The organism is Solirhodobacter sp., assembly GCF_964715405.1.
The window spans coordinates 1-18,715 of the sequence record NZ_CBAICG010000038.1 but is presented as its reverse complement, the minus strand read 5'-3'; the positions used below and the strand labels follow the sequence as shown (position 1 = coordinate 18,715).

Here is an 18,715-nt window from a genome sequence, read left to right as displayed (position 1 = left end):
AAGCGAAACCATGAGATCATCAAAGTCCCGATCGCGTTCAAAGCCGAACCGCCCGCGTTCGCTTGGAAACGTCATCAACCGCGTCTTCGACTCCTCGGGCCCCGAGGGCAAGGTGCGCGGCACCCCGCAACAGGTCATCGACAAATACACCCAGCTTGCGCGCGATGCGCAGCTGTCGAATGACCGTGTGGCATCGGAAAACTACCAGCAGCACGCCGAGCATTATATCCGCATGCTGGGCGAAGCGACACGCGAGATGAGCCGCGATCAGGACGGCCGTCCCGGTGGCGACGACCAGCGACGCGACGATGGCTACGGCGATCAGCCGCGCGGCAACGAGGTGCTGGACCTGGGCGACGGGCGCTACAACGACAGCGGCCTGGTCGAAACGCCCGAGCAACGCCAACAGCCCCGCAACGACAACCGTGGCAACGAGAACCGGTCGAACGGCAACCGCAGCAACGACAATCGCGGCAACGACAATCGCGGCAACGACAATCGCGGCGGCGACAACCGTGGCGGCGACAACCGCAGCAACGACAACCGTGGCAACGACAATCGCGGCGGCGACAACCGTGGCGGCGACAACCGCAGCAACGACAACCGTGGCAACGACAACCGTGGCAACGACAACCGTGGCAACGACACCCGCAGCAACGACACCCGCAGCAGCGGGCCTCGCAGCCCGCAGCCGCCACGCGAACCGCGCCCGGCCTATCCGTCCGATCGCCCGGAACCGCAGCCGCGTGACAACGCGCCGATGATGGCCGGGCTGATCGCGGAACCGCCTGCGATGGCCGCGCCCGAAACCGCCTCGGCCGCCCCCGTGGCGAACGATGCGGCCGCCGAGCCCGCCCGCGCCGCCGTGCGCCGCCCGCGTGCCCCGCGCCGTCCGCGTGCAACCGAGGGCACCGCCCCGGCCGCCGACACGGGCCCCGGCGCCGACGACTCGCGCAGCGAAGCCGCCGAATAGAACGAATTGCGTTCATCTTGAATCAGAATTCGCCCCAGGACCTGGGCGAATTCTGATCTCCTTGCGTCAGATCGAGCGCAATTCGTTCCAGGCCGCCCGGTCCCTGCGCTCAGCCCGCCAGCAGGCGGGCGAGCGCGCAAAATCCTTCCAGCGGAATCTCCTCCGCCCGTGCCGTCGGTTCGATCCCGGCGGCGCGCAGCTTGTCCTCGATGTCGGGCGCCAGCCCGCGCAGGCTGGCGCGCAGCATCTTGCGCCGCTGGTTGAACCCCGCCGCCGTCAGCCGCGCCAGCACGCCCGCATCGGCCGGATAGCGCGGCGCGGGCAGCGCCACGATGTGCACCACCGCCGAACTGACCTTGGGCGGCGGGGTAAAGGCCTCGGGCGGCAGTGTCAGCACGATCCGCGCCTCGGCCCGCCACTGCACCATCAGCGCCAGCCGCCCATAGGCCTTTGATCCGGGCTTCGCCACGATCCGCTCGGCCACCTCTTTCTGGAACATCAGCGTCAGGCTCTGCCAGAACGGCGGCCAGATCGCGGGCGTCATCCAGCGGATCAAGAGTTCGGTGCCGATGTTGTAGGGCAGGTTCGCCACCACCCTGATCGGCGGCACCAGCCGCGCCGCCGCATCCAGCGCCAGCGCGTCGCCCATCACGACCTCGAGCCGCCCCGGATAATGCGCCGCGATCTCGGCCAGCGCGGGCAGGCAGCGGGCGTCCTTTTCGACCGCCAGCACGCGCCGCGCCCCCGCCGCCAGCAGCCCGCGCGTCAGCCCGCCCGGCCCCGGCCCGACCTCCAGCACATCCGCGCCGGTCAGGTCGCCCGCCGCCCGCGCGATCTTCGCGGTCAGGTTCAGGTCGAGCAGGAAGTTCTGCCCCAGCGCCTTCTTCGCGCTCAGCCCGTGCGCCGCGATCACCTCGCGCAGAGGCGGCAAACCGTCGATTGCAGCCAAAACCGGTCACCCATTCTTCCTGGCGAAAATACTCTCGGGGGGTGTGGGGGGCAGACAGCCCCCCACTAGCGCCGCGCCGCCGCCATCGCGTCCGCCATCCTGAGCGCGGCGATCAGGCTGGTCGGATCGGCCACGCCTTTCCCGGCGATGTCGAAGGCGGTGCCGTGGTCGGGCGAGGTGCGCACGAAGGGCAGGCCCAGCGTGACGTTGACGCCGCCCGCGAAGTCGATGGTCTTGATCGGGATCAGCGCCTGATCGTGGTACATGCAGACCGCCGCGTCATAGCCCGCCCGAGCCGCCGGGTGGAACATCGTGTCGGCCGACAGCGGCCCGATCAGGTCCATCCCCTCGGCCCGCAGCCGCGCCAGCAAGGGCGCGATCATCTCGATCTCCTCGCGCCCCATCGCGCCGCCTTCGCCCGCGTGCGGGTTCAGCCCGGCCACCGCGAGGCGCGGCGCGGGCAGGCCGAAATCGCGGATCAGCCCGGCGCGGGTGATGCGGATCACCTCTTCCAGCAACTCTGCGGTCAGCGCGCGCGGCACCTCGGCCAGCGCGATGTGGACCGTGGCGGGCACTACGCGCAGGCCGGGGGCCGCCAGCATCATCACCACCCGCTCCACCCCCGCCAGATGGGCGAGGAACTCGGTATGGCCCGGAAAGGCAAAGCCCGCGCCGTCCTTCAGCGCCTTCTTGTGGATCGGCGCGGTGGTCAGCGCCGCACAGGCCCCGGCCTGCACCAGCCGCACCCCCAGCGCGATCGCGTCGATCACGCATTGGGCGTTTTCCGGCGCCGGGCGGCCCGGCGTGGCGGCGGCGGCAAAGCGGACCGGCAGCACCGGCACGCCGGTTTGCGCGGCGACAGCAGCCCCGGCCGGGTCGGCAAGGATCACGTGCGGCGTGCCTGCGGGCAGGTGCGCGGGATCACCGAGCCAGACAAAGGGCAGGTGCGCGCCCAGCGCGGCCCAGGCCTTGGCGGCGATCTCGGGGCCGATGCCGGCGGGCTCGCCGCAGCTCAGCGCGATCGGCGGGTGGCTCATGGGGTGCGGATGTTCGCCGCCGCGCGCAACTTGTCCAGCTTGGCGTCGGCGAGCGTGTTGACCCGGGCGTTGAACAGCGCATTGCGCAGGTCGTCCTGGGACTGCGGCGGGGTCTCGGTCACCGTGCGGCTGCACAGCATCAGCAGAACCGTGTTCGGCCCCTGCCGGATCGTGGTGGACACCTCGCCCGGATCAAGCTTGGCCAGTTCGAGCGCGACATCGGCGGGCACCGCGGTCAGCGTTTGGCTGACCCGCGTCAGGATACCCTCGGGCGCGCCCTTGGCCAGGCCGTAAAGATCGCCGCAGCCGGTTGCCTTGTCATGCACGCGGGCGAGCGCGGCGGCCCCTTCGGGCGTGTGGACATCGGGGATCCGGTATTCCATGTAATCCACGCTGATCTGCGCGGCCGATGGCGGGGCGGCGTCGGCGAGGCCGCGCAGTTCAAAGAGCCCGATCGCATTGGGCAGCAAAAGCGGCTTGGACACCTCGCCCGGCGAAAGGCCGACGATCGCCGTCACCACGGTCTGCGGCAGGTTCGACACCGGAATCCAGTCGATCTTGCCGCCATTCTTCGCGGAATCCGACACCGAGTATTGCTGTGCCGCGGCCGCGAAGGCGGCATCGCCCTTCAGCGTCGCCGACAGATGTTCGGCCAGCGGGCCGGTCTGGCCGATGTACTCGGGCGTGGCGGGCAGGATCAGTTCCGACAAGAGCACCCGCGGCACGGCATGGGCCAGGCTGAGCTGGCGCGCATCCTCGATGTCGGCGTCGCTGACCTTTACCGTCGGCGCGATGGTGGCGCTGACCACCGCGCGCCAGGCCAGCCCGGCGATCACGAAGTCGCGGAAGGTCTGCGGATCGACGCCGCCCTGCTGCAGCTTGGCCAGGAACTCGTCGACCTTCAGGTTCGACCGCGCGGCGAATTCCGTCATGCCGTTCTTCACGTCGGTGTCGCCGACGATGAGGCCGTCGCGCTTGGCTTCGGCCACCCGCAGCCGGTCGTCGATCAGGCCCTTGATCGCCTCGTCATGGTGGTCGCCCGGGCCGCTGAGCAGGGTCAGCAGCGCCTCGCGCTGCGTGACCTCGTAACTGGTGATGGCGCGTTCATTCACCATCACGACGGGGGCGAAGGGGGTGCCATCCTGCGCCGCGGCCGAAAGGCCGGGGGCCAGCAGGGCCAGGCAGGCGGTCAGCGAAAGGGTCAGGCGCATGTCGGGTCCGTTCTGCTCGTTCCTTGGTCGACGCTTCGGTGCGCCGTTCTGCGCGGCCCCCGTCGGCGCGGCCTCATCTGGCGCACTGGCTTTGCCCTGCGGCGCTGCCCGCGGTTCCGCCGAAGCCGATCAGACCGACCGAAAAACCAAAGGTCGTGGTGGGCGAAACACTAGTCGAGGACGCATAGAGACGCGAGAGGGAAAGATCAACGCTGATGCATTCGTTGCGCCAGGTGAAGCCGAGCCCGGTGGCATCGGCCCGATTGGCGACGAAGTCATAGCGCCAGGCGACCTTGCCGCTCCAGTCGGGGCGGATCGGGTAGCTGGCGTCCATGATCCACTCGCGCGAGGGCAGGGTGGACAGCGACAGGCTGGCCGGGTTGGCGACCATCCACAGGTAGCTGGTGCCAACCTGAAAGCGCCCGCCCGACCATTGCAGGCGCAGTTCCTCCTTGGCGATGCCGCTGGTGTCGAAGACGGTGCGGTTGATCACGTCGAGGCCCTTCCAGCGCACCTGGCCCGCCACCAGCCAGTCCGACGCGGCGCCGCCGAGACCGGCGGCCGGATCGAAAGAGGTCGCGCTGATCTGCCGGAAGATGCGCCCCGCCGTCACGCCGAAGGACCAGCCCTCGGGGGCGTAGCGGGTCCAGGACAGGCCGATATTGGCGCGCGCGCCGGTCTCGGTGCCATCGACGCCGCTGAAATGGTCCAGCGACCACAGGTTGCCCTCGTCGAACTCGGACAGTTGCGAATCCTCGTTCGGCACGCCGGTCACCGACCTCGGGCTCCAGATCAGTTGCACGATCGGCTCGATCACCTGCGCGGCGCCGTTGGCCCCCGCCCGCACCCAGGGCCAGCGCAGTTCCACCGCCGCCTGCGGCAGGGTGCGCGTCAGGGGCGAGCCGTAGGTCGGGTCCTGCGCGATCCGGTAGACGTCGCTTTGCACCGCGGCGACGGCGGTGGCGATGATGCCGCCGGGCAGCACCCAGTTGCGGTGCCAGTCGGCCAGCACGCCGGCGCGGGTGACATCGCGCCCGGCGATCGGGTCGGATGACGCCCGGATCAGCGCCATCGAGCGGAACGACAGCGTCACCGTGCCGCCCACCAGCCCGGGCTGGAACCGGCGCACCCAGTCGAAGGTGCCGACGTTGTTGGGCAGGGTGGCGTTGTCATCGCCCGCGCGGATCGAGTGGAAGTGCAGGATGCTGCCGTCGATGTATTCATCGCGCGTGGTCCGGCTGATCTCGACCCCGGTTTCCAGCCGGTCGACCTGGGGCAGCCCGTAGTTCAGGAAATAGTCGGGGTCGCTGACGGTCTGAAGCTGAAACTGCAGCCGGAAGCCCTGCGGCAGCGCGAAATTGCCGCTGGCGAACAGATAGCCGCGCTGCTTGCCGGGCACCAGCGCGTCGCGCGAGGTCGCGCCGTTGATCTCGATCGCGCCGCTGTCGAAGGCCTGGCGGTAGCGCACCGACAGCGAGCGGGCGGCCTTGGTGCCGAGGAACGGGGTCACCGTCAGATCACTGGAGGGCCCGAACGGGATGAAATAGGGCAGTTTCAGCGCGGTGCCGAAGTTGCTCGATGCGTAAAGGTTCGGGATCAGGAAGCCGCGCGCCCGCTGCACGGTCGGGTCGGGCAGGCGAAGGACGGGAAAGTAGAACACCGGCACCCCGGCAAAGCGCAAGTGCGCATCCTCGAAATACATCTGCTGCTTGAGCTGGTCATGGATCACCCGCCTGGCCCGGATTTCCCACAGCGGCACCGGATGCGCGGCGCAGACCTGACAGGACGAGGTGACGGTTTGCGTCAACTGGGTGTAGCGCCCGCCGACGCGGTCGATCCGGGTCGCGGCGACCTGCATCTTCTGGTCCAGCACCATGCGCGCGCTCAGCAGGATGCCGTTCATCAGATCGGCCGACAGGTCGGCGCTGTCGGCCAGCAGGGTGGCGTGGCCGTCGGCGTCGATCAGGGTCAGCGGCCCCACGATGACCAGCCGGTTCGCGTTCTGGTCATAGGTGACCTTCACGGCGCGCAGCCGGGAGCCCTGGTAGAGCACTTCGACATTGCCCGCCGCAACGAGTATGCCGCCGCCCTGCGCCTGCACGCTGTCGGCCACCAGGCTGGCCGGTTCGGGCGTGGCCGCATCCTGCGCCGGGGCGGGCAGGGCGCCAAGCAGCGCGAGCCAGAGGGCCAGACCGGACAGGACGCGCCGCATCAGCCGTCCTCCAGATGCAAGAGCAGGCCCATCGACAGCAGCACCGCGACCGCCGGCGGCCCCCAGGCGGCCAGCACGATCGGGATCTGCCCGCTGGCCCCCAGCGCCTGCGCGAAGTTGCGCAGAAAGAAGATCGAGAATCCGGCGATCAGCGCGAACAGCACCAGCATCCCGCTGTGGCCGAAGCGGACGTGGCGCATCGTGAACCCGGCGCCGATCAGCACCATCGCCGCCAGCAGCAGCGGCAGCGCCAGTTCCATCTGGAGCCAGACCCGCTGTTCGCGCGCCGAGAATCCGGCCTTCACCAACTGGTCGATGAAGGCGGGCAGTTGCCAGATCGGCACCTCGCCCGGCGCGCCGAAACTGTCGCGGATCTGCTGGCGCGTCAGGTCGGAGGGCAGCGACATCGTGGCCGCCGTGGTCGCCATCAGCTCGGGGTTGGCGGTGTCGGCGAAGTGCCAGACCTTGGCGTCGGTCAGCGCCCAGGCCCCGCCGCCAAGCTCGGCGGTGGCGGCTTCGATCCGCGTCAGCGGCTGGCCGGTGGCATCGAAGCTGAGGAACGAGGCGTTGGTCAGTTGGGTGCCGTCAAGGCTGGCATGTTCCGCCCGGATCACGGTCTGACCCTCGGCGCTGCCCTGTCGCAGCCAGACCCCCTCCCGGGTGATCGACATCACGTTTTCCGGGCCGCCCGCGGAATAGTGGCTTTGCAGCTTGTCATAGGCATCCGAGGTGACCGCGACGATCGGGTTCATCACCGCGACCCCGACGACGCCGATCACCAGCGCCGTCAGCACCACGGGCACCAGGCAGCGCAGCGCCGACCGTCCGGCGGCGCGCACCACCACCAGTTCGCTGGTCCGCGCGAGGCCAAGAAACAGGATCAGCGTGGCCAGGATCGTGACCAGCGGCAGGATGCGGTAAAGCCCGTCGGGCGTGTTCAGCGCCGCCAGCCCCGCCGCCTGCGCGAAGCTGATCGCCTGCCCGGACGCGCGGTGCAGTTCCTCCACCAGATCGAGCAGCATCAGAACCCCGGCGAACCCGGTGAAGACCAGCAGGAACGCCATCAGGAACTTGCGCGCGACGTAAAGGCTCAGCGTCATGCCGCCCCCAGTCCGGTCGGCACCGCCGTGCGCCGCCCGCCCGACTGCGGCCTCCCGGCGATCCAGAGCATGACCACGGCCACCGCGCCGCCGCAGGCGGGCGGCAGGTAGGCGATCGGCCACAGCCGCGGGTCGGTGGCACCGATGCCGGCCGACCAGTCCACCAGAAGCTGCAACAGGATCAGAAGCACCGCGCCGACGCCGATCTGGCGCCAGTTGCCAAAGCGGCTGAACGTGCCCAGCATCAGGCAGGCGAAGCCCAGCAAGGCGGCGGCGATGGCCGTCAGCGGCGCCGACAGCCGCAGGTTGGCCTCGTAGAGGAAGGCCGCCCGGTCACCGGTCGAGGTGGCGATGTCGGCGGGGTCGGCGCGAAACAGCGTCGGTGTGGAGAACTCCGCCACATCGCGTTGTCGCGGCCCCGGCGGGGTGATTAGGCTGTCCAGATCATAGGCGAAATCCGAGAACCGCGTCGTCGCCAGCCGCCGGTCCGCCAGCGTCAGCGTCTGCGCAATGCCGTCGAACATCACCAGCTTCTGGCCGCCATCGACCTTTACCAGCAGGGCGCGGCGCGCCGAATAGGCGGTGCGGCTGTCCTTGGCGCGCCCGTCCGACAACAGCACGTCGCGCATCTCGCCCAGCGGCGTGATCTGCCGGATGAACAGCGTCACGTCATCGGTCGGATGGATGAACTTGCCCTCGGTCAGGAACTTGGCGGTGACGTTCTGCGCCATCTCGGCGCTGCGCACGGCCAGCAGGGTGCGGCTGCGCGGCACCAGGAAATTGGCCAAGAGCGCAACCAGCACCGCCACCACCAGCCCGAACATCACCACCGGCCGCGCCAGTCGCGCGGGCGACAGCCCGACCGCCTGCATCACCACCAGTTCGCTTTCGCTCGACAGCCGGTTGGTGACATAGACCGCCGCCGCGAAGGCCGACAGGGGCAGCATGATCTTGATCACGTTGGGCAGGCTCAGCATCGTCAACTCCAGGAAGATGCCGACCGACTGGCCATCGCCGATCAGGTGGTTGAACAGCAAAACCGCCCGGTTGACCCAATAGACCATCACCAGCACAAGCGAGAAGAATCCAAACAGCATCATGAGTTGCGACAGCATGTATCTGTCGAATCTTGGCACTTTGGGCTCCCCCGGGGTTGCGATTGGCGGACCGTATCGGAATTCCCCGGCGGGGAAAACTCATATCTGGTCAACGCCGGGGGCTGCGGCTAGGCTCTGCCGCGATCCCCCTGCCGTCGAAGGAACGCCGCCATGAGCCGCCCCGCCCCGATCCATTTCCGCGCCGTTGACGAGGTCGATCCGGTCCGCTTTCCCGGCCGCATCGCGGTCTTCGCGGGGCCCGGCGGGGTGCTGGCGCCGCTGGCGCGCAAGCTCGACCGCCCGATGCGCGGGGCGCTGGCGCGCTTTCTGGCCAGCGAGGCTTTCGCCGCGCTGAAGCCGGGCGATGGCGCCGATCTGGCCTTTCCCGCCGGGCTCGCCGCCGAGGCGGTGCAGGTGATCCGCCTCGATCCGCGCCCGACGGCGGCTGAGGCGCGCCGCGCCGGGGCGGCGATCGGTCGCGCCCGCGGCGCGGCGCCGGTGCTGGTGCTGGCCGGGGCGAACCCGCGCGCCGCCGAAATCTCGCTCGGCCTCGCGCTGCGCGATTACGACTTCGCGACCCACAAGACCGCCGAGGTCAAGCCGCGCGGCGAGGTGACCTTCGCCGTTGCCGCGCCGGAAGCGGTGGCCGCCGCCGCCGCCCCGCTGGCCGCCGTGGCGGAAGGCGTGTTCTTCACCCGCGATCTGGTCAACGAACCCGCCAACGTGCTGACCACCGACGATTTCGCGGCCCGCCTCGCCGCGATGCAGGACCTGGGGTTGGAGGTCGAGATCCTGGAGGAAGCCGACCTCGCCAAACTCGGCATGGGTGCGCTGCTCGGGGTCGGGCAGGGCTCCGCCAGCCCGTCGAAAGTCGTCGTGATGCAGTGGCGCGGCGGCAAGGCGGGGGCGGCGCCCTTCGCGCTGGTCGGCAAGGGCGTGGTGTTCGACACCGGCGGCATCTCGATCAAGCCCGCGCAGGGCATGGAAGACATGACGATGGACATGGGCGGTGCGGGCGTCGTGGCGGGCGTGATGCGCACGCTGGCGCTGCGGCGCGCCAAGGCCAATGTGGTCGGCCTTGTCGGGCTGGTCGAAAACATGCCCTCGGGCACCGCGCAGCGCCCCGGCGACGTGGTGAAATCCATGAAGGGCGACACCATCGAGGTGATCAACACCGATGCCGAAGGCCGCCTCGTGCTGGCCGACGTGCTCTGGTACGCGCAGGACCGCTTCAATCCCACCGCCATGATCAACCTCGCCACCCTGACCGGCGCGATCATCGTGGCGCTGGGGCACGAGATGACCGGGGTGTTTTCCAACAACGATGACCTCTGCGCCGCCTTCATCAAGGCCGCGGGCGCCGAGGGCGAGGGCGCCTGGCGGATGCCGCTGGGCGATGCCTATGACAAGATGCTCAAATCCCGCATCGCCGACATGCGCAACTCCTGCGGCCGCGAGGCGGGCGCAATCACCGCCGCCGAGTTCCTGCACCGCTTCGTGAAGCCCGAAACGCCCTGGTGCCACCTCGACATCGCGGGCACCGCGCTGGTGAAATCCGATCTGGAGCTGTCGCCCAAGGGCGCCACCGGCTGGGGCGTGCGCGCGCTCGACCGGCTGATCCGCGACCGCTACGAGGGGTAGGCGCGGATGGGTGCCGCCTATTTCTACCACCTGACCCAGTCGCCGCTCGAAACCGCGCTGCCGCTGCTGATCGAGCGCGCGCGCGGGCAGGGCTGGCGCGTCGCGGTGCGTGGGCTCGATCCCGCCCGGCTGGGCTGGCTCGATGAAAAGCTTTGGCTGACCGCCGAGGAGGGCTTCCTGCCGCACGGTCTTGCCGGTGGCCCGCATGATGCCGATCAGCCGGTCTTGCTGACCAACGCCGCCACCTGTCCGAACGGCGCCACCTGCGTGATGGCGATCGACGGCGCGCCGGTGACCGCCGCCGAGGCGGCAAGCCTCGACCGGCTCTGCATCCTCTTTGACGGCAACGACCCCGCCGCAGTCGCCGCCGCCCGCCAGCAGTGGAAGGCGCTGACCGACGCGGGCACGCGCGCGCAATACTGGTCGGAAGACTCGGGCCGCTGGCAGAAGAAGGCCGAACGCTGATCCCTCGCCCCTGATCTTCCGTTCCCAAGTATCCCGGGGGTCCGGGGGCGGCGCCCCCGGCCGCCGAAGCCGGGCCCCTACCGCGTCAGCACCATGTGATCGCCCGCGATCTCGATCTTGCCGAAGCGTTGCAGGTAGGACATGCCCAAGAGCGAGCTGTCCATCGCCATCTTGTTCACCTCGGCCGACACCACCGGGTCGGTGACCGGCCCCAGCGTCACGTCATGCAGCCTTACCCGCGCCGTCGCCACCTCGCCGTTCGCGGTGGTCGCGGTGCCGACGAAGGCCAGCCGGGCGAGGTCGATGCCCACCCGTTTCGCGTCGGCGGGGGTCAGCACCATGTCGCTCGCCCCGGTATCGACCATGAACCGCACCGGAACGCCGCCGATCCGCAGCGTCACATGATAATGCCCGTCCGGCCCGCGCGGCACGCTGATCGCGCCGCCGGGGCCGATCGTCGCCTCTTGCGGGGTCACCGTCTTGGCGATGTCCGACCACAGCCCGAGGCTCGCGATGACGCCGATGAAGATCAGCCCCCAGACCGCCAGATGCTGCGCCGCCGCCCCGCGGCGGCCCCGGCTCTGGACGATCAGCGATCCCACCACCGCCGCCCCGAGCACGACGAAGTAGAGCACCCGCGTTGTCTGGTCGGTATCCATCGCCGCCTCCGTTCCGCTGTCATCTAGGAACGGGCGCCACCATTGTCACCCGGTTCAGCCGAACATCATCCCGCTGGCCTTGATGCCGTCGATCACGAACTGCACCGACAGCGCCGCCAGCAGCATCCCCAGCAGCCGGGTGATGACGTTGTTGCCGGTGCGCCCCAGCGCGCGGTCCAAGGGCCCCGCGACCTGGAACAGGAGGAACGCGCAGCCCACCACCGCGACCATGACCACCAGCAACTCGACGGTGCCGATCCAGCCGTCCTTCACCTGACCCATCAGCAGGATCATCGTCGTCATCGCGCCGGGCCCGGCCAGCAGCGGCATGGCCAGCGGGAAAACCGAGGGATCGTGATCCGGCTCTTCATGCGCGACCTGGCCCTCGCGGCGCTGGGTGCGGCGTTCAAAGAGCATGTCGAGCGCGGTGAGGAACAGCAGGATGCCGCCCGAGATGCGGAAGGCGGGCAGCGAGATGCCGACGAAATGCAGGATCGCCTCGCCCAGCAGGCCGAAGGCGGTCAGGATGCCGATCGCCACAAGGCAGGCGCGCAGCCCGATGACCCGGCGATGCGCGGGCGTCATGCCGCGGGTCAGCGCGATGAACAGCGGCGCGATTCCGATCGGCTCGATGATCACGAAGAGCGTGACGAAGGCGGTGACGAGGTAAGCCCAGTCCATCCCTACGCCTGCGCCTCTTCCAGCTTTTCCAGCGCCGTCAGCCACATCGCCTCGGCGCGGTCGAGCCCGTCCATCACCTCGGCGTATTTCTTCTGCCAGGTTTCGGCCTCGGTGCCGCGGCCGGGGTCGTAAAGCGCGGGGTCGGCCAGTTTCTTCGCCAGCTTGTCGCGCATCTCGTTCAGCTTGCCGATGCGGTCCTCGCATTTGCGCACCTCCGACCGGATTGCGGTGACCTCGTCGCGGCTGGCCTTGCGCTTTTCGGGCTTGGGCTTTTCCTTCGGCGCCTCGTCGGGCGACAGCAGCATCTTGCGGTAGGCTTCAAGGTCGTCCTCGTAGGGCGTCACCCGCCCGCCCTTCACCAGCCAGAGCCGGTCGGCGACCAGGCTCAGCAGGTGCATGTCGTGGCTGACCAGGATCACCGCGCCGGAATAGCCGGTCAGCGCCTCCACCAGCGCCTCGCGGCTTTCGATATCAAGGTGGTTGGTCGGCTCGTCGAGGATCAAGAGATGCGGCGCGTCGAGCGTCGCCAGTAGCAGCGACAGCCGCGCCTTCTGCCCGCCCGACAGTTTTGCCACCACGGTTTCCGCCTGATCGGCGCCGAGGCCGAAGCCCGCCAGCCGCGCGCGCAGCCGGGGCTGGCCTTCGGCGGGCCGCATCCGCTGAACGTGCTGCAAGGGGGTTTCGTCGATGTAAAGCTCGTCGACCTGATGCTGCGCGAAATAGCCGATGCGCAGCTTGCTGGAGCGCACGACGCGGCCCTCGCAGGGTTCCAGTTTTCCCGCCAGCAGCTTCGACAGCGTCGATTTGCCCTCGCCGTTGCGGCCCAGCAGGGCGATGCGGTCGTCCTGGTCGATCCGCAGGCTGAGCTTGCGCAGCACCGGCGGGCCGCCATAGCCGACGCCCGCGTCATCCAGATTGATGATGGGCGGCGACAGTTCCTCGGGCACCGGGAAGGTGAAGACGTGCTTGGCCGCCTCTTCCGGCGCGGTGATCGGCGTCATCTTCTCCAGCATCTTGACGCGGCTCTGCGCCTGCTTGGCCTTGCTGGCCTTGGCCTTGAAGCGGTTGACGAAGCTTTGCAGATGCTCGCGCCGCAGATCCTGCTTCTTGGCCTCGGCGGTCTGCACCGCGCGCTGTTCGGCGCGGGCGCGGGCGAACTGGTCGTAGGGGCCCTGCCACAGCGTCAGCTTGCGGTTGTCCAGATGCAGGATCGCCTGCACCGACCGGTTCAGCAACTCGCGGTCGTGGCTGATGATGATGACGGTATGGGGGTATTTCTGAAGGTAGGCCTCCAGCCACAAGGCCCCTTCGAGGTCGAGGTAGTTGGTCGGCTCGTCCAGCAGCAGCAGGTCGGGCTGCGCGAACAGCACCCCCGCCAGCGCCACCCGCATCCGCCAGCCGCCCGAGAAATCGGAACACGGGCGCAACTGTTCCTCGGCGGTGAAGCCGAGGCCGCGCAGGATCGCGCTGGCGCGGCCCTCGGCGGACCAGGCGTCGATGTCGGCCAGGCGGTGCTGGACCTCGGCGATGCGGTGCGGGTCGGTGGTGGTTTCGGCCTCGGCCATCAGGCTGGCGCGTTCGGTATCGGCCTCCAGCACGGTGTCGAGCAGCGAGGTCGAGGATGACGGCACCTCCTGCGCCACCCCGCCGACCTTGGCGCGGCTGGGCAGGCTGATCTCGCCGCCCTCCAGCGCCAGTTCGTTGCGGATCAGCCGAAAGAGGGTGGTCTTGCCCGACCCGTTGCGGCCGACAAGGCCGACCTTGTGGCCGGTGGGAATGCGCGCGGAAGCGCCCTCGAACAGGGGGCGGCCGTCAACGGAATAGGTGATGTCGGATATGGTCAGCATGGCGCCTGCACTGCCCGAAACCGGCCGCGGGGTCAATCGCTGCGATGCCGGGGTTTCCAAGTCCGGCGCCCCATGCTAGCAGGGCGCCGCAAACGAGGGGCGGGCAGGGGCCTGCCCGAATAGTGTGAGAGCAACGCAATGGCCATCGAACGCACCCTGTCGATCATCAAGCCCGACGCCACCCGCCGCAACCTGACCGGCAAGATCAACGCCAAGTTCGAGGAAGCCGGTCTGCGCATCGTCGCGCAGAAGCGCATCCAGCTGTCGCTGGCCCAGGCGCAGTCGTTCTACGGCGTCCACAAGGATCGCCCGTTCTTCGGCGAACTGACCGAGTTCATGGCGTCCGAGCCGGTCGTGGTGCAGGTGCTCGAAGGCGAAGGCGCGATCACGAAGAACCGCGACGTGATGGGCGCGACCAACCCGGCCAACGCGGCGGCGGGCACCATCCGCAAGGAATTCGCCCTGTCGGTCGGCGAGAACTCGGTGCACGGGTCCGACGCGCCGGACACCGCGGCGCAAGAGATTGCCTACTTCTTCTCGGGTCTCGAACTCGTCGGCTGAGGCCACGATTTTTCGCCGAAAAATCGGTGCGAATTTTCGTGCGAAAATTCGGGCGCGCCGGGTCTAGCGGCGGCGTTCGATGACGCCGATCATATCAAGGGCCGCTTCCAGATCGGAGCGGCCCTTGTCATGCCCGCGCGCCTTCAGCGCATCGAAGCGGGCGCGCAGGGCGGCCTTTTCGGCGCCCTTGCAATCGTTCCAGGGCCGACCCTGCAACGCCATCACCAGCACATAATAGCCGATGAAATGCGGCCGCTCGCCCGCTTGCAGCAGGCGCAGATAGGCGGCATCCGCCCCCAGCGCCTGCAACTGCTCGGCCGAGGCGATGCCCGCGCGGGCAAAGGCGGCCTCGGACGCGGGGCCGAGATTGCGGATCGAGGATACGGGCGTGGGCATCGGCGGCTCCGGGGCGCGGGTGTCCCGAACCTAACCGCGCGCGGCCCGCGCCGGAAGGGGACTCAGATCGAGGCCCAGTCGGTGATGACGGCGCTTGCGGGCTGTGCCGGGGCCGGATCGCCCGCCTGCGGCGTTGGGCGCTCGGCCTTTTGCGGGGTGTCGCCGCGCTTGGGGCGCGGGATCTCGCCCTGCTGCTGCGGGTGTGCCGCGGTGTCGATACGCTCTGCCATGGTCCTGCTCCGTGGTCGCGGCATTCGCCGCCTTGTCTGCCTCATTCCCTCAAGTCTTTCAGACTGACGGAAATTTGCGGCGGCAGTGCGGCACAATGGGCGCGAAGTCAAGGACAAGCAAAGGCGATCCGGGCGCGATCGGGCTGGATCGCCAGAAGCCGGTTCAATCCTGCGTTATCCTTGACCAGATCGGCCAGGCTGATGGCGTCGAGCGTGCTGTAGAACGCCTCCAGCGCGGCGACGAGCGCGCGGCGCAGCAGGCAGACAGCGGCGAGCGGGCAGGTATTCGATTCGGGTTCGAAACACTCGGCAAACGGCACCCCGGATTCGAAGGCGCGGAACACCGCGCCAACGCTGATGCGCCCCATCGGCACGCCAAGGCGCAGCCCGCCATGACGGCCGCGCACGGTCTGCACGAACTCAAGCTGGCCGAGCGTGTTGATCACCTGCGCGAGGTGGTTCTCGGAGGCATTGCACGCCTCGGCGATCTCGTGTTTGCGCAGGGTGCGGCCCTCATTTACCGCGCACATCATCAGCGTGCGCAGCGCGAGGTTGGTGCGGATGGTCAGTCTCATGGCGGGAACAAGCCTCCGGTAAACCTTCATTCCGGATGCATCGTTTTGCCGCGACCTGCCTTGATCCAGATCACATCATCGTGCGCGCGTGCAGATTTCCGCCGCCCGCGCCATCCTGATCACGGCGCGCGGGTCGGGCCTTGACTGTGTCGCGGCCAGCGCCCCTAATCGGTGGGCGTGTCGTGCCGGTCCCGCGCCGGGTGGACGCGCCAAGAGAACAGTTCCTATGACAGGGGGATACTATATGCTTACTGGAGTAAGGCTCTTCGCGACAGCGGCCTTGTCCGCGCTCGCGTTGGCCGCCGCGGTGCCGGTGCGCGCCGCAACACCGGCGGATACGCTGGTGCAGGCCTGGCAGATCGACGACATCATCTCGCTCGACCCGGCCGAGGTCTACGAGATCTCGACCTCGGAGATTCTGGGCAACGCCTACCAACGGCTGGTCACCTATGACCTGAAGGACGTCTCGAAACTGTCGGGGCAGATTGCCGAAGGCTGGACGATCTCGGCCGATGGCAAGACGATCAGCTTCACCATCAAGGCGGGCCAGAAGTTCGCCTCCGGCAACCCGATCACCGCGGAAGACGCGGTGTTCTCGCTGACCCGCGCGGTCAAGCTCGACAAGACGCCCGCCTTCATCCTCGATCAGTTCGGCCTGACCAAGGACAACGTCGACAAGATGGTGGTGCAGACCGGGCCGATGAGCCTCGACTTCCACATGGACCAGGCCTATGCGCCGACCTTCGTGCTTTACTGCCTGACCTCGACGGTCGGCATGATCGTCGACAAGAAGGAAGTGATGAGCCACGAGGCCGCGGGCGACTTCGGCTATGCCTGGCTCAAGACGAACTACGCGGGCTCGGGCCCGTTCAAGATCACCCAGTGGAAGCCGAACGAGGCCGTGGTGCTGGAGCGCAACGCGAACTACGGCGGCACCGCCCCGGCGATGGCGCGGGTGATCTACCGCCACGTTCCGGAACCGGCGACGCAGCGCCTGCTGCTGCAGCAGGGTGACGTCGACATCGCCCGCAACCTGGCCGCCAACGACATCAAGGCGCTGGGCACCGACCCCAACGTCAAGATCGAAAGCGGCGTCAAGGGCACCATCTACTACATGGGCCTGAACCAGAAGAACCCGAATCTGGCCAAGCCTGAAGTGCGCGAGGCGATGAAGTATCTGGTCGACTACGCCACCATCGCCGACACCATCATGGGCGGCCAGGTGAAGGTGCACGAGACCTTCGAACCCGAAGGCTTCCTGGGCGAATACAACAAGAACCCCTATGCCCTCGACCTGCAGAAGGCGAAGGATCTGCTGAAGGCGGCCGGTCTGCCGGACGGCTTCAAGGTGACGATGGATACCCGCAATACGCCGGAAATCACCGGCATCGCGCAGGCGATCCAGCAGACGATGGCGCAGGCCGGCATCCAGATCGAACTGATCCCGGGCGACGGCAAGCAGACGCTGACCAAGTACCGCGCCCGCACCCACGACATCTACATCGGGGTCTGGGGCCCGGACTATCAGGACCCGAACTCGAACGCGCAGGGCTTCGTCTCGAACCCGGACAACGCGGATACGAGCAAGGTCAAGACGCTGGCCTGGCGCAACGACTGGGACATTCCGGACCTGACCAAGCAGACCGACGCGGCCCTGCTTGAACCGGATGCCGCCAAGCGTGCGGTGATGTACCAGGACCTGCAGCAGAAGGCGCTGGATACCTCGCCGTTCGTCATCATGTTCCAGCAGGTCGAGGTGTTCGGCATCCGCAAGAACGTGGACGGCGTGATCATCGGGCCGTCGTTCAACGACAACGGCTTCTACGCGACGACCAAGAACTGATGATCGCCGAAGATATCGATCCGGAGGGGCGCCGCGGCGCCCTTCCCCCTTGGCTCATGCGGCTGGGGCGGCTGGCGACGACGCTGGCCGTCACACTGCTTGGCCTGTTGATGGTCACCTTCATCATTGGCCGCGTGGTGCCGATCGACCCGGTGCTGGCGGCGGTGGGCGACCGCGCCTCGGCCTCGGCCTATCACCAGGTCTACCTGCAACTCGGCCTCGACAAGCCGATCTGGGAACAGTTCCTGTCTTATGTCCGCCATGTGCTGTCGGGCGATCTGGGCCAGTCGGTGCTGACCAGCCGCCCGGTGCTGGAAGACATCGGCCGCGTCTTTCCCGCCACGCTGGAGCTTGCCACGGTGGCGATCATCCTCGGCACGGTGATCGGCGTTCCGGCCGGGGTCTGGGCCGCGGTGAAACAGGGCCGCTTTGCCGATCAACTGGTGCGCGTGCTGGGCCTCGTCGGCTACTCGGCGCCGATCTTCTGGCTCGGCCTGCTGGGGCTGCTGTTGTTCTACGCCCGCCTGCACTGGGTTGCCGGGCCGGGGCGGATCGACATTGCCTATGAATACGACGTGACGCGGATCACCGGCCTGATGCTGGTCGATTGCGCGATCGAGGGCAGATGGGCCGCTTTCGGCAACGCCTTCTCCCACATCATCCTGCCCGCCTCGCTTCTGGGCTATTACTCGATGGCCTATATCAGCCGGATGACCCGCAGCTTCATGCTGCAGGAACTGGGGCAGGAATACATCATCACCGCCCGCGTGAAGGGCGTCACCGAGCAGCGCATCATCTGGGTCCATGCGCTGCGCAACGCCGCCGTGCCGCTGGTGACGGTGGTCGCGCTCAGCTACGCGGGCCTGCTGGAGGGTGCGGTGCTGACCGAAACGGTATTCGCCTGGCCGGGGCTCGGCATGTACCTGACCAACTCGCTTGGCAGCGCCGACATGAACGCGGTGCTCGGCTCGACGCTGGTGATCGGCACCGTCTATGTCGGGCTGAACCTGCTGTCGGACCTGCTCTACACGCTCCTGGATCCGCGTGTGCGGAGGCGCGGATGACCCTGATCCCGACCCGCGAATGGCTTCTGACTGAACAGCCCGGATCGCGCGGGCAGGCCCGCACCGGGCAGGCCTACCGCACCTGGCTTGCGCTGAGGGCGAACAAGCTGGCGATGATCGGCCTTGGCATCGTCGTCACGCTGGTTCTGATGGCGATCTTCGCCGACGTGCTCG

The 18,715-nt window shown here is 68.3% G+C and carries 17 protein-coding genes and 2 pseudogenes; 7 read left to right on the top strand and 12 right to left on the bottom strand.

Annotated elements, in window-relative coordinates; all coding sequences use genetic code 11:
* Positions 1-10: 10 nt before the first annotated feature.
* A pseudogene (locus AC11WY_RS14970) lies at positions 11-436 on the top strand (DUF4167 domain-containing protein); the annotation flags it as partial.
* Positions 437-1,082: 646 nt separating this feature from the next.
* Here AC11WY_RS14970 and rsmA read toward each other — a convergent pair.
* The 6 genes from rsmA to lptF form a co-directional block, all read right to left on the bottom strand.
* Positions 1,083-1,922 carry a 16S rRNA (adenine(1518)-N(6)/adenine(1519)-N(6))-dimethyltransferase RsmA gene (gene rsmA, locus AC11WY_RS14965; RefSeq protein WP_482926901.1) on the bottom strand — a complete coding sequence of 280 codons (840 nt, stop codon included), beginning with the start codon at positions 1,920-1,922 and terminating at the stop codon, positions 1,083-1,085.
* A gap of 65 nt (positions 1,923-1,987) precedes the next feature.
* Positions 1,988-2,959: a 4-hydroxythreonine-4-phosphate dehydrogenase PdxA gene (gene pdxA, locus AC11WY_RS14960; RefSeq protein ID WP_482926899.1), complete on the bottom strand. Its 972-nt coding sequence runs from the start codon at positions 2,957-2,959 to the stop codon at positions 1,988-1,990.
* A complete protein-coding gene (locus tag AC11WY_RS14955; protein WP_482926897.1) occupies positions 2,956-4,170 on the bottom strand; it encodes a peptidylprolyl isomerase in 1,215 nt (404 codons plus the stop codon). Before AC11WY_RS14955 ends, pdxA begins: the two co-directional genes overlap by 4 nt.
* 73 nt (positions 4,171-4,243) lie before the next feature.
* A complete protein-coding gene (locus AC11WY_RS14950) occupies positions 4,244-6,382 on the bottom strand; it encodes an LPS-assembly protein LptD (RefSeq protein ID WP_482926895.1) in 2,139 nt (712 codons plus the stop codon).
* Positions 6,382-7,482, bottom strand: a complete 1,101-nt coding sequence (lptG, locus tag AC11WY_RS14945; protein ID WP_482926893.1) for an LPS export ABC transporter permease LptG — start codon at positions 7,480-7,482, stop codon at positions 6,382-6,384. Before lptG ends, AC11WY_RS14950 begins: the two co-directional genes overlap by 1 nt.
* The gene (gene lptF / locus AC11WY_RS14940; RefSeq protein ID WP_482926891.1) at positions 7,479-8,618 is read right to left on the bottom strand and encodes an LPS export ABC transporter permease LptF; all 1,140 of its coding nucleotides are present in this window, start codon (positions 8,616-8,618) and stop codon (positions 7,479-7,481) included. The genes lptG and lptF overlap by 4 nt, the downstream gene beginning before the upstream one ends.
* A gap of 132 nt (positions 8,619-8,750) precedes the next feature.
* On the opposite strand from lptF, the gene AC11WY_RS14935 reads away from it, so the two are divergent.
* Both AC11WY_RS14935 and AC11WY_RS14930 read left to right on the top strand, forming a co-directional pair.
* Positions 8,751-10,220, top strand: coding sequence for a leucyl aminopeptidase (locus AC11WY_RS14935; protein WP_482926889.1), 1,470 nt, complete (start codon positions 8,751-8,753; stop codon positions 10,218-10,220).
* A 6-nt stretch (positions 10,221-10,226) separates the two neighbouring features.
* On the top strand, positions 10,227-10,685 hold the full coding sequence (locus AC11WY_RS14930) for a DNA polymerase III subunit chi (protein WP_482926887.1): 459 nt from the start codon (positions 10,227-10,229) through the stop codon (positions 10,683-10,685).
* A gap of 77 nt (positions 10,686-10,762) precedes the next feature.
* Here AC11WY_RS14930 and AC11WY_RS14925 read toward each other — a convergent pair whose 3' ends face one another.
* The 3 genes from AC11WY_RS14925 to AC11WY_RS14915 are packed head-to-tail and all read right to left on the bottom strand — an operon-like array spanning position 10,763 to position 13,872.
* Complete coding sequence (locus AC11WY_RS14925) at positions 10,763-11,344, bottom strand: retropepsin-like aspartic protease family protein (protein ID WP_482926885.1); 582 nt, start codon at positions 11,342-11,344, stop codon at positions 10,763-10,765.
* Positions 11,345-11,398: 54 nt separating this feature from the next.
* The gene (locus AC11WY_RS14920) at positions 11,399-12,025 is read right to left on the bottom strand and encodes a MarC family protein (protein WP_482926883.1); all 627 of its coding nucleotides are present in this window, start codon (positions 12,023-12,025) and stop codon (positions 11,399-11,401) included.
* 2 nt (positions 12,026-12,027) lie between these two features.
* Positions 12,028-13,872 carry an ABC-F family ATP-binding cassette domain-containing protein gene (locus AC11WY_RS14915; RefSeq protein WP_482926881.1) on the bottom strand — a complete coding sequence of 615 codons (1,845 nt, stop codon included), beginning with the start codon at positions 13,870-13,872 and terminating at the stop codon, positions 12,028-12,030.
* Positions 13,873-14,010: 138 nt separating this feature from the next.
* Here AC11WY_RS14915 and ndk point away from each other — a divergent pair, with 138 nt between their 5' ends.
* Positions 14,011-14,433 (top strand): nucleoside-diphosphate kinase, encoded by a 423-nt coding sequence (gene ndk / locus AC11WY_RS14910; RefSeq protein ID WP_482926879.1) that lies wholly within the window; start codon positions 14,011-14,013, stop codon positions 14,431-14,433.
* A gap of 63 nt (positions 14,434-14,496) precedes the next feature.
* Here the strand turns inward: ndk and AC11WY_RS14905 are convergent, their stop codons facing one another.
* The 3 genes from AC11WY_RS14905 to AC11WY_RS14895 form a co-directional block, all read right to left on the bottom strand.
* Positions 14,497-14,829, bottom strand: a complete 333-nt coding sequence (locus AC11WY_RS14905) for a TfoX/Sxy family protein (protein WP_482926877.1) — start codon at positions 14,827-14,829, stop codon at positions 14,497-14,499.
* Between the two features lie 62 nt (positions 14,830-14,891).
* Positions 14,892-15,059 carry a hypothetical protein gene (locus tag AC11WY_RS14900; protein WP_482926875.1) on the bottom strand — a complete coding sequence of 56 codons (168 nt, stop codon included), beginning with the start codon at positions 15,057-15,059 and terminating at the stop codon, positions 14,892-14,894.
* A gap of 107 nt (positions 15,060-15,166) precedes the next feature.
* A complete protein-coding gene (locus tag AC11WY_RS14895) occupies positions 15,167-15,634 on the bottom strand; it encodes an RrF2 family transcriptional regulator (RefSeq protein ID WP_482926927.1) in 468 nt (155 codons plus the stop codon).
* A 244-nt stretch (positions 15,635-15,878) separates the two neighbouring features.
* Between AC11WY_RS14895 and AC11WY_RS14890 the strand changes: the two genes are divergently transcribed.
* From AC11WY_RS14890 to AC11WY_RS14880, 3 genes and pseudogenes are all read left to right on the top strand, one after another.
* A complete protein-coding gene (locus tag AC11WY_RS14890; RefSeq protein WP_482926873.1) occupies positions 15,879-17,477 on the top strand; it encodes an ABC transporter substrate-binding protein in 1,599 nt (532 codons plus the stop codon).
* Positions 17,477-18,541: an ABC transporter permease gene (locus AC11WY_RS14885; protein WP_482926871.1), complete on the top strand. Its 1,065-nt coding sequence runs from the start codon at positions 17,477-17,479 to the stop codon at positions 18,539-18,541. The genes AC11WY_RS14890 and AC11WY_RS14885 overlap by 1 nt, the downstream gene beginning before the upstream one ends.
* Positions 18,538-18,715 (top strand): annotated as a pseudogene (locus AC11WY_RS14880) (D,D-dipeptide ABC transporter permease); the annotation flags it as partial. The gene AC11WY_RS14885 and the pseudogene AC11WY_RS14880, both read left to right, overlap by 4 nt.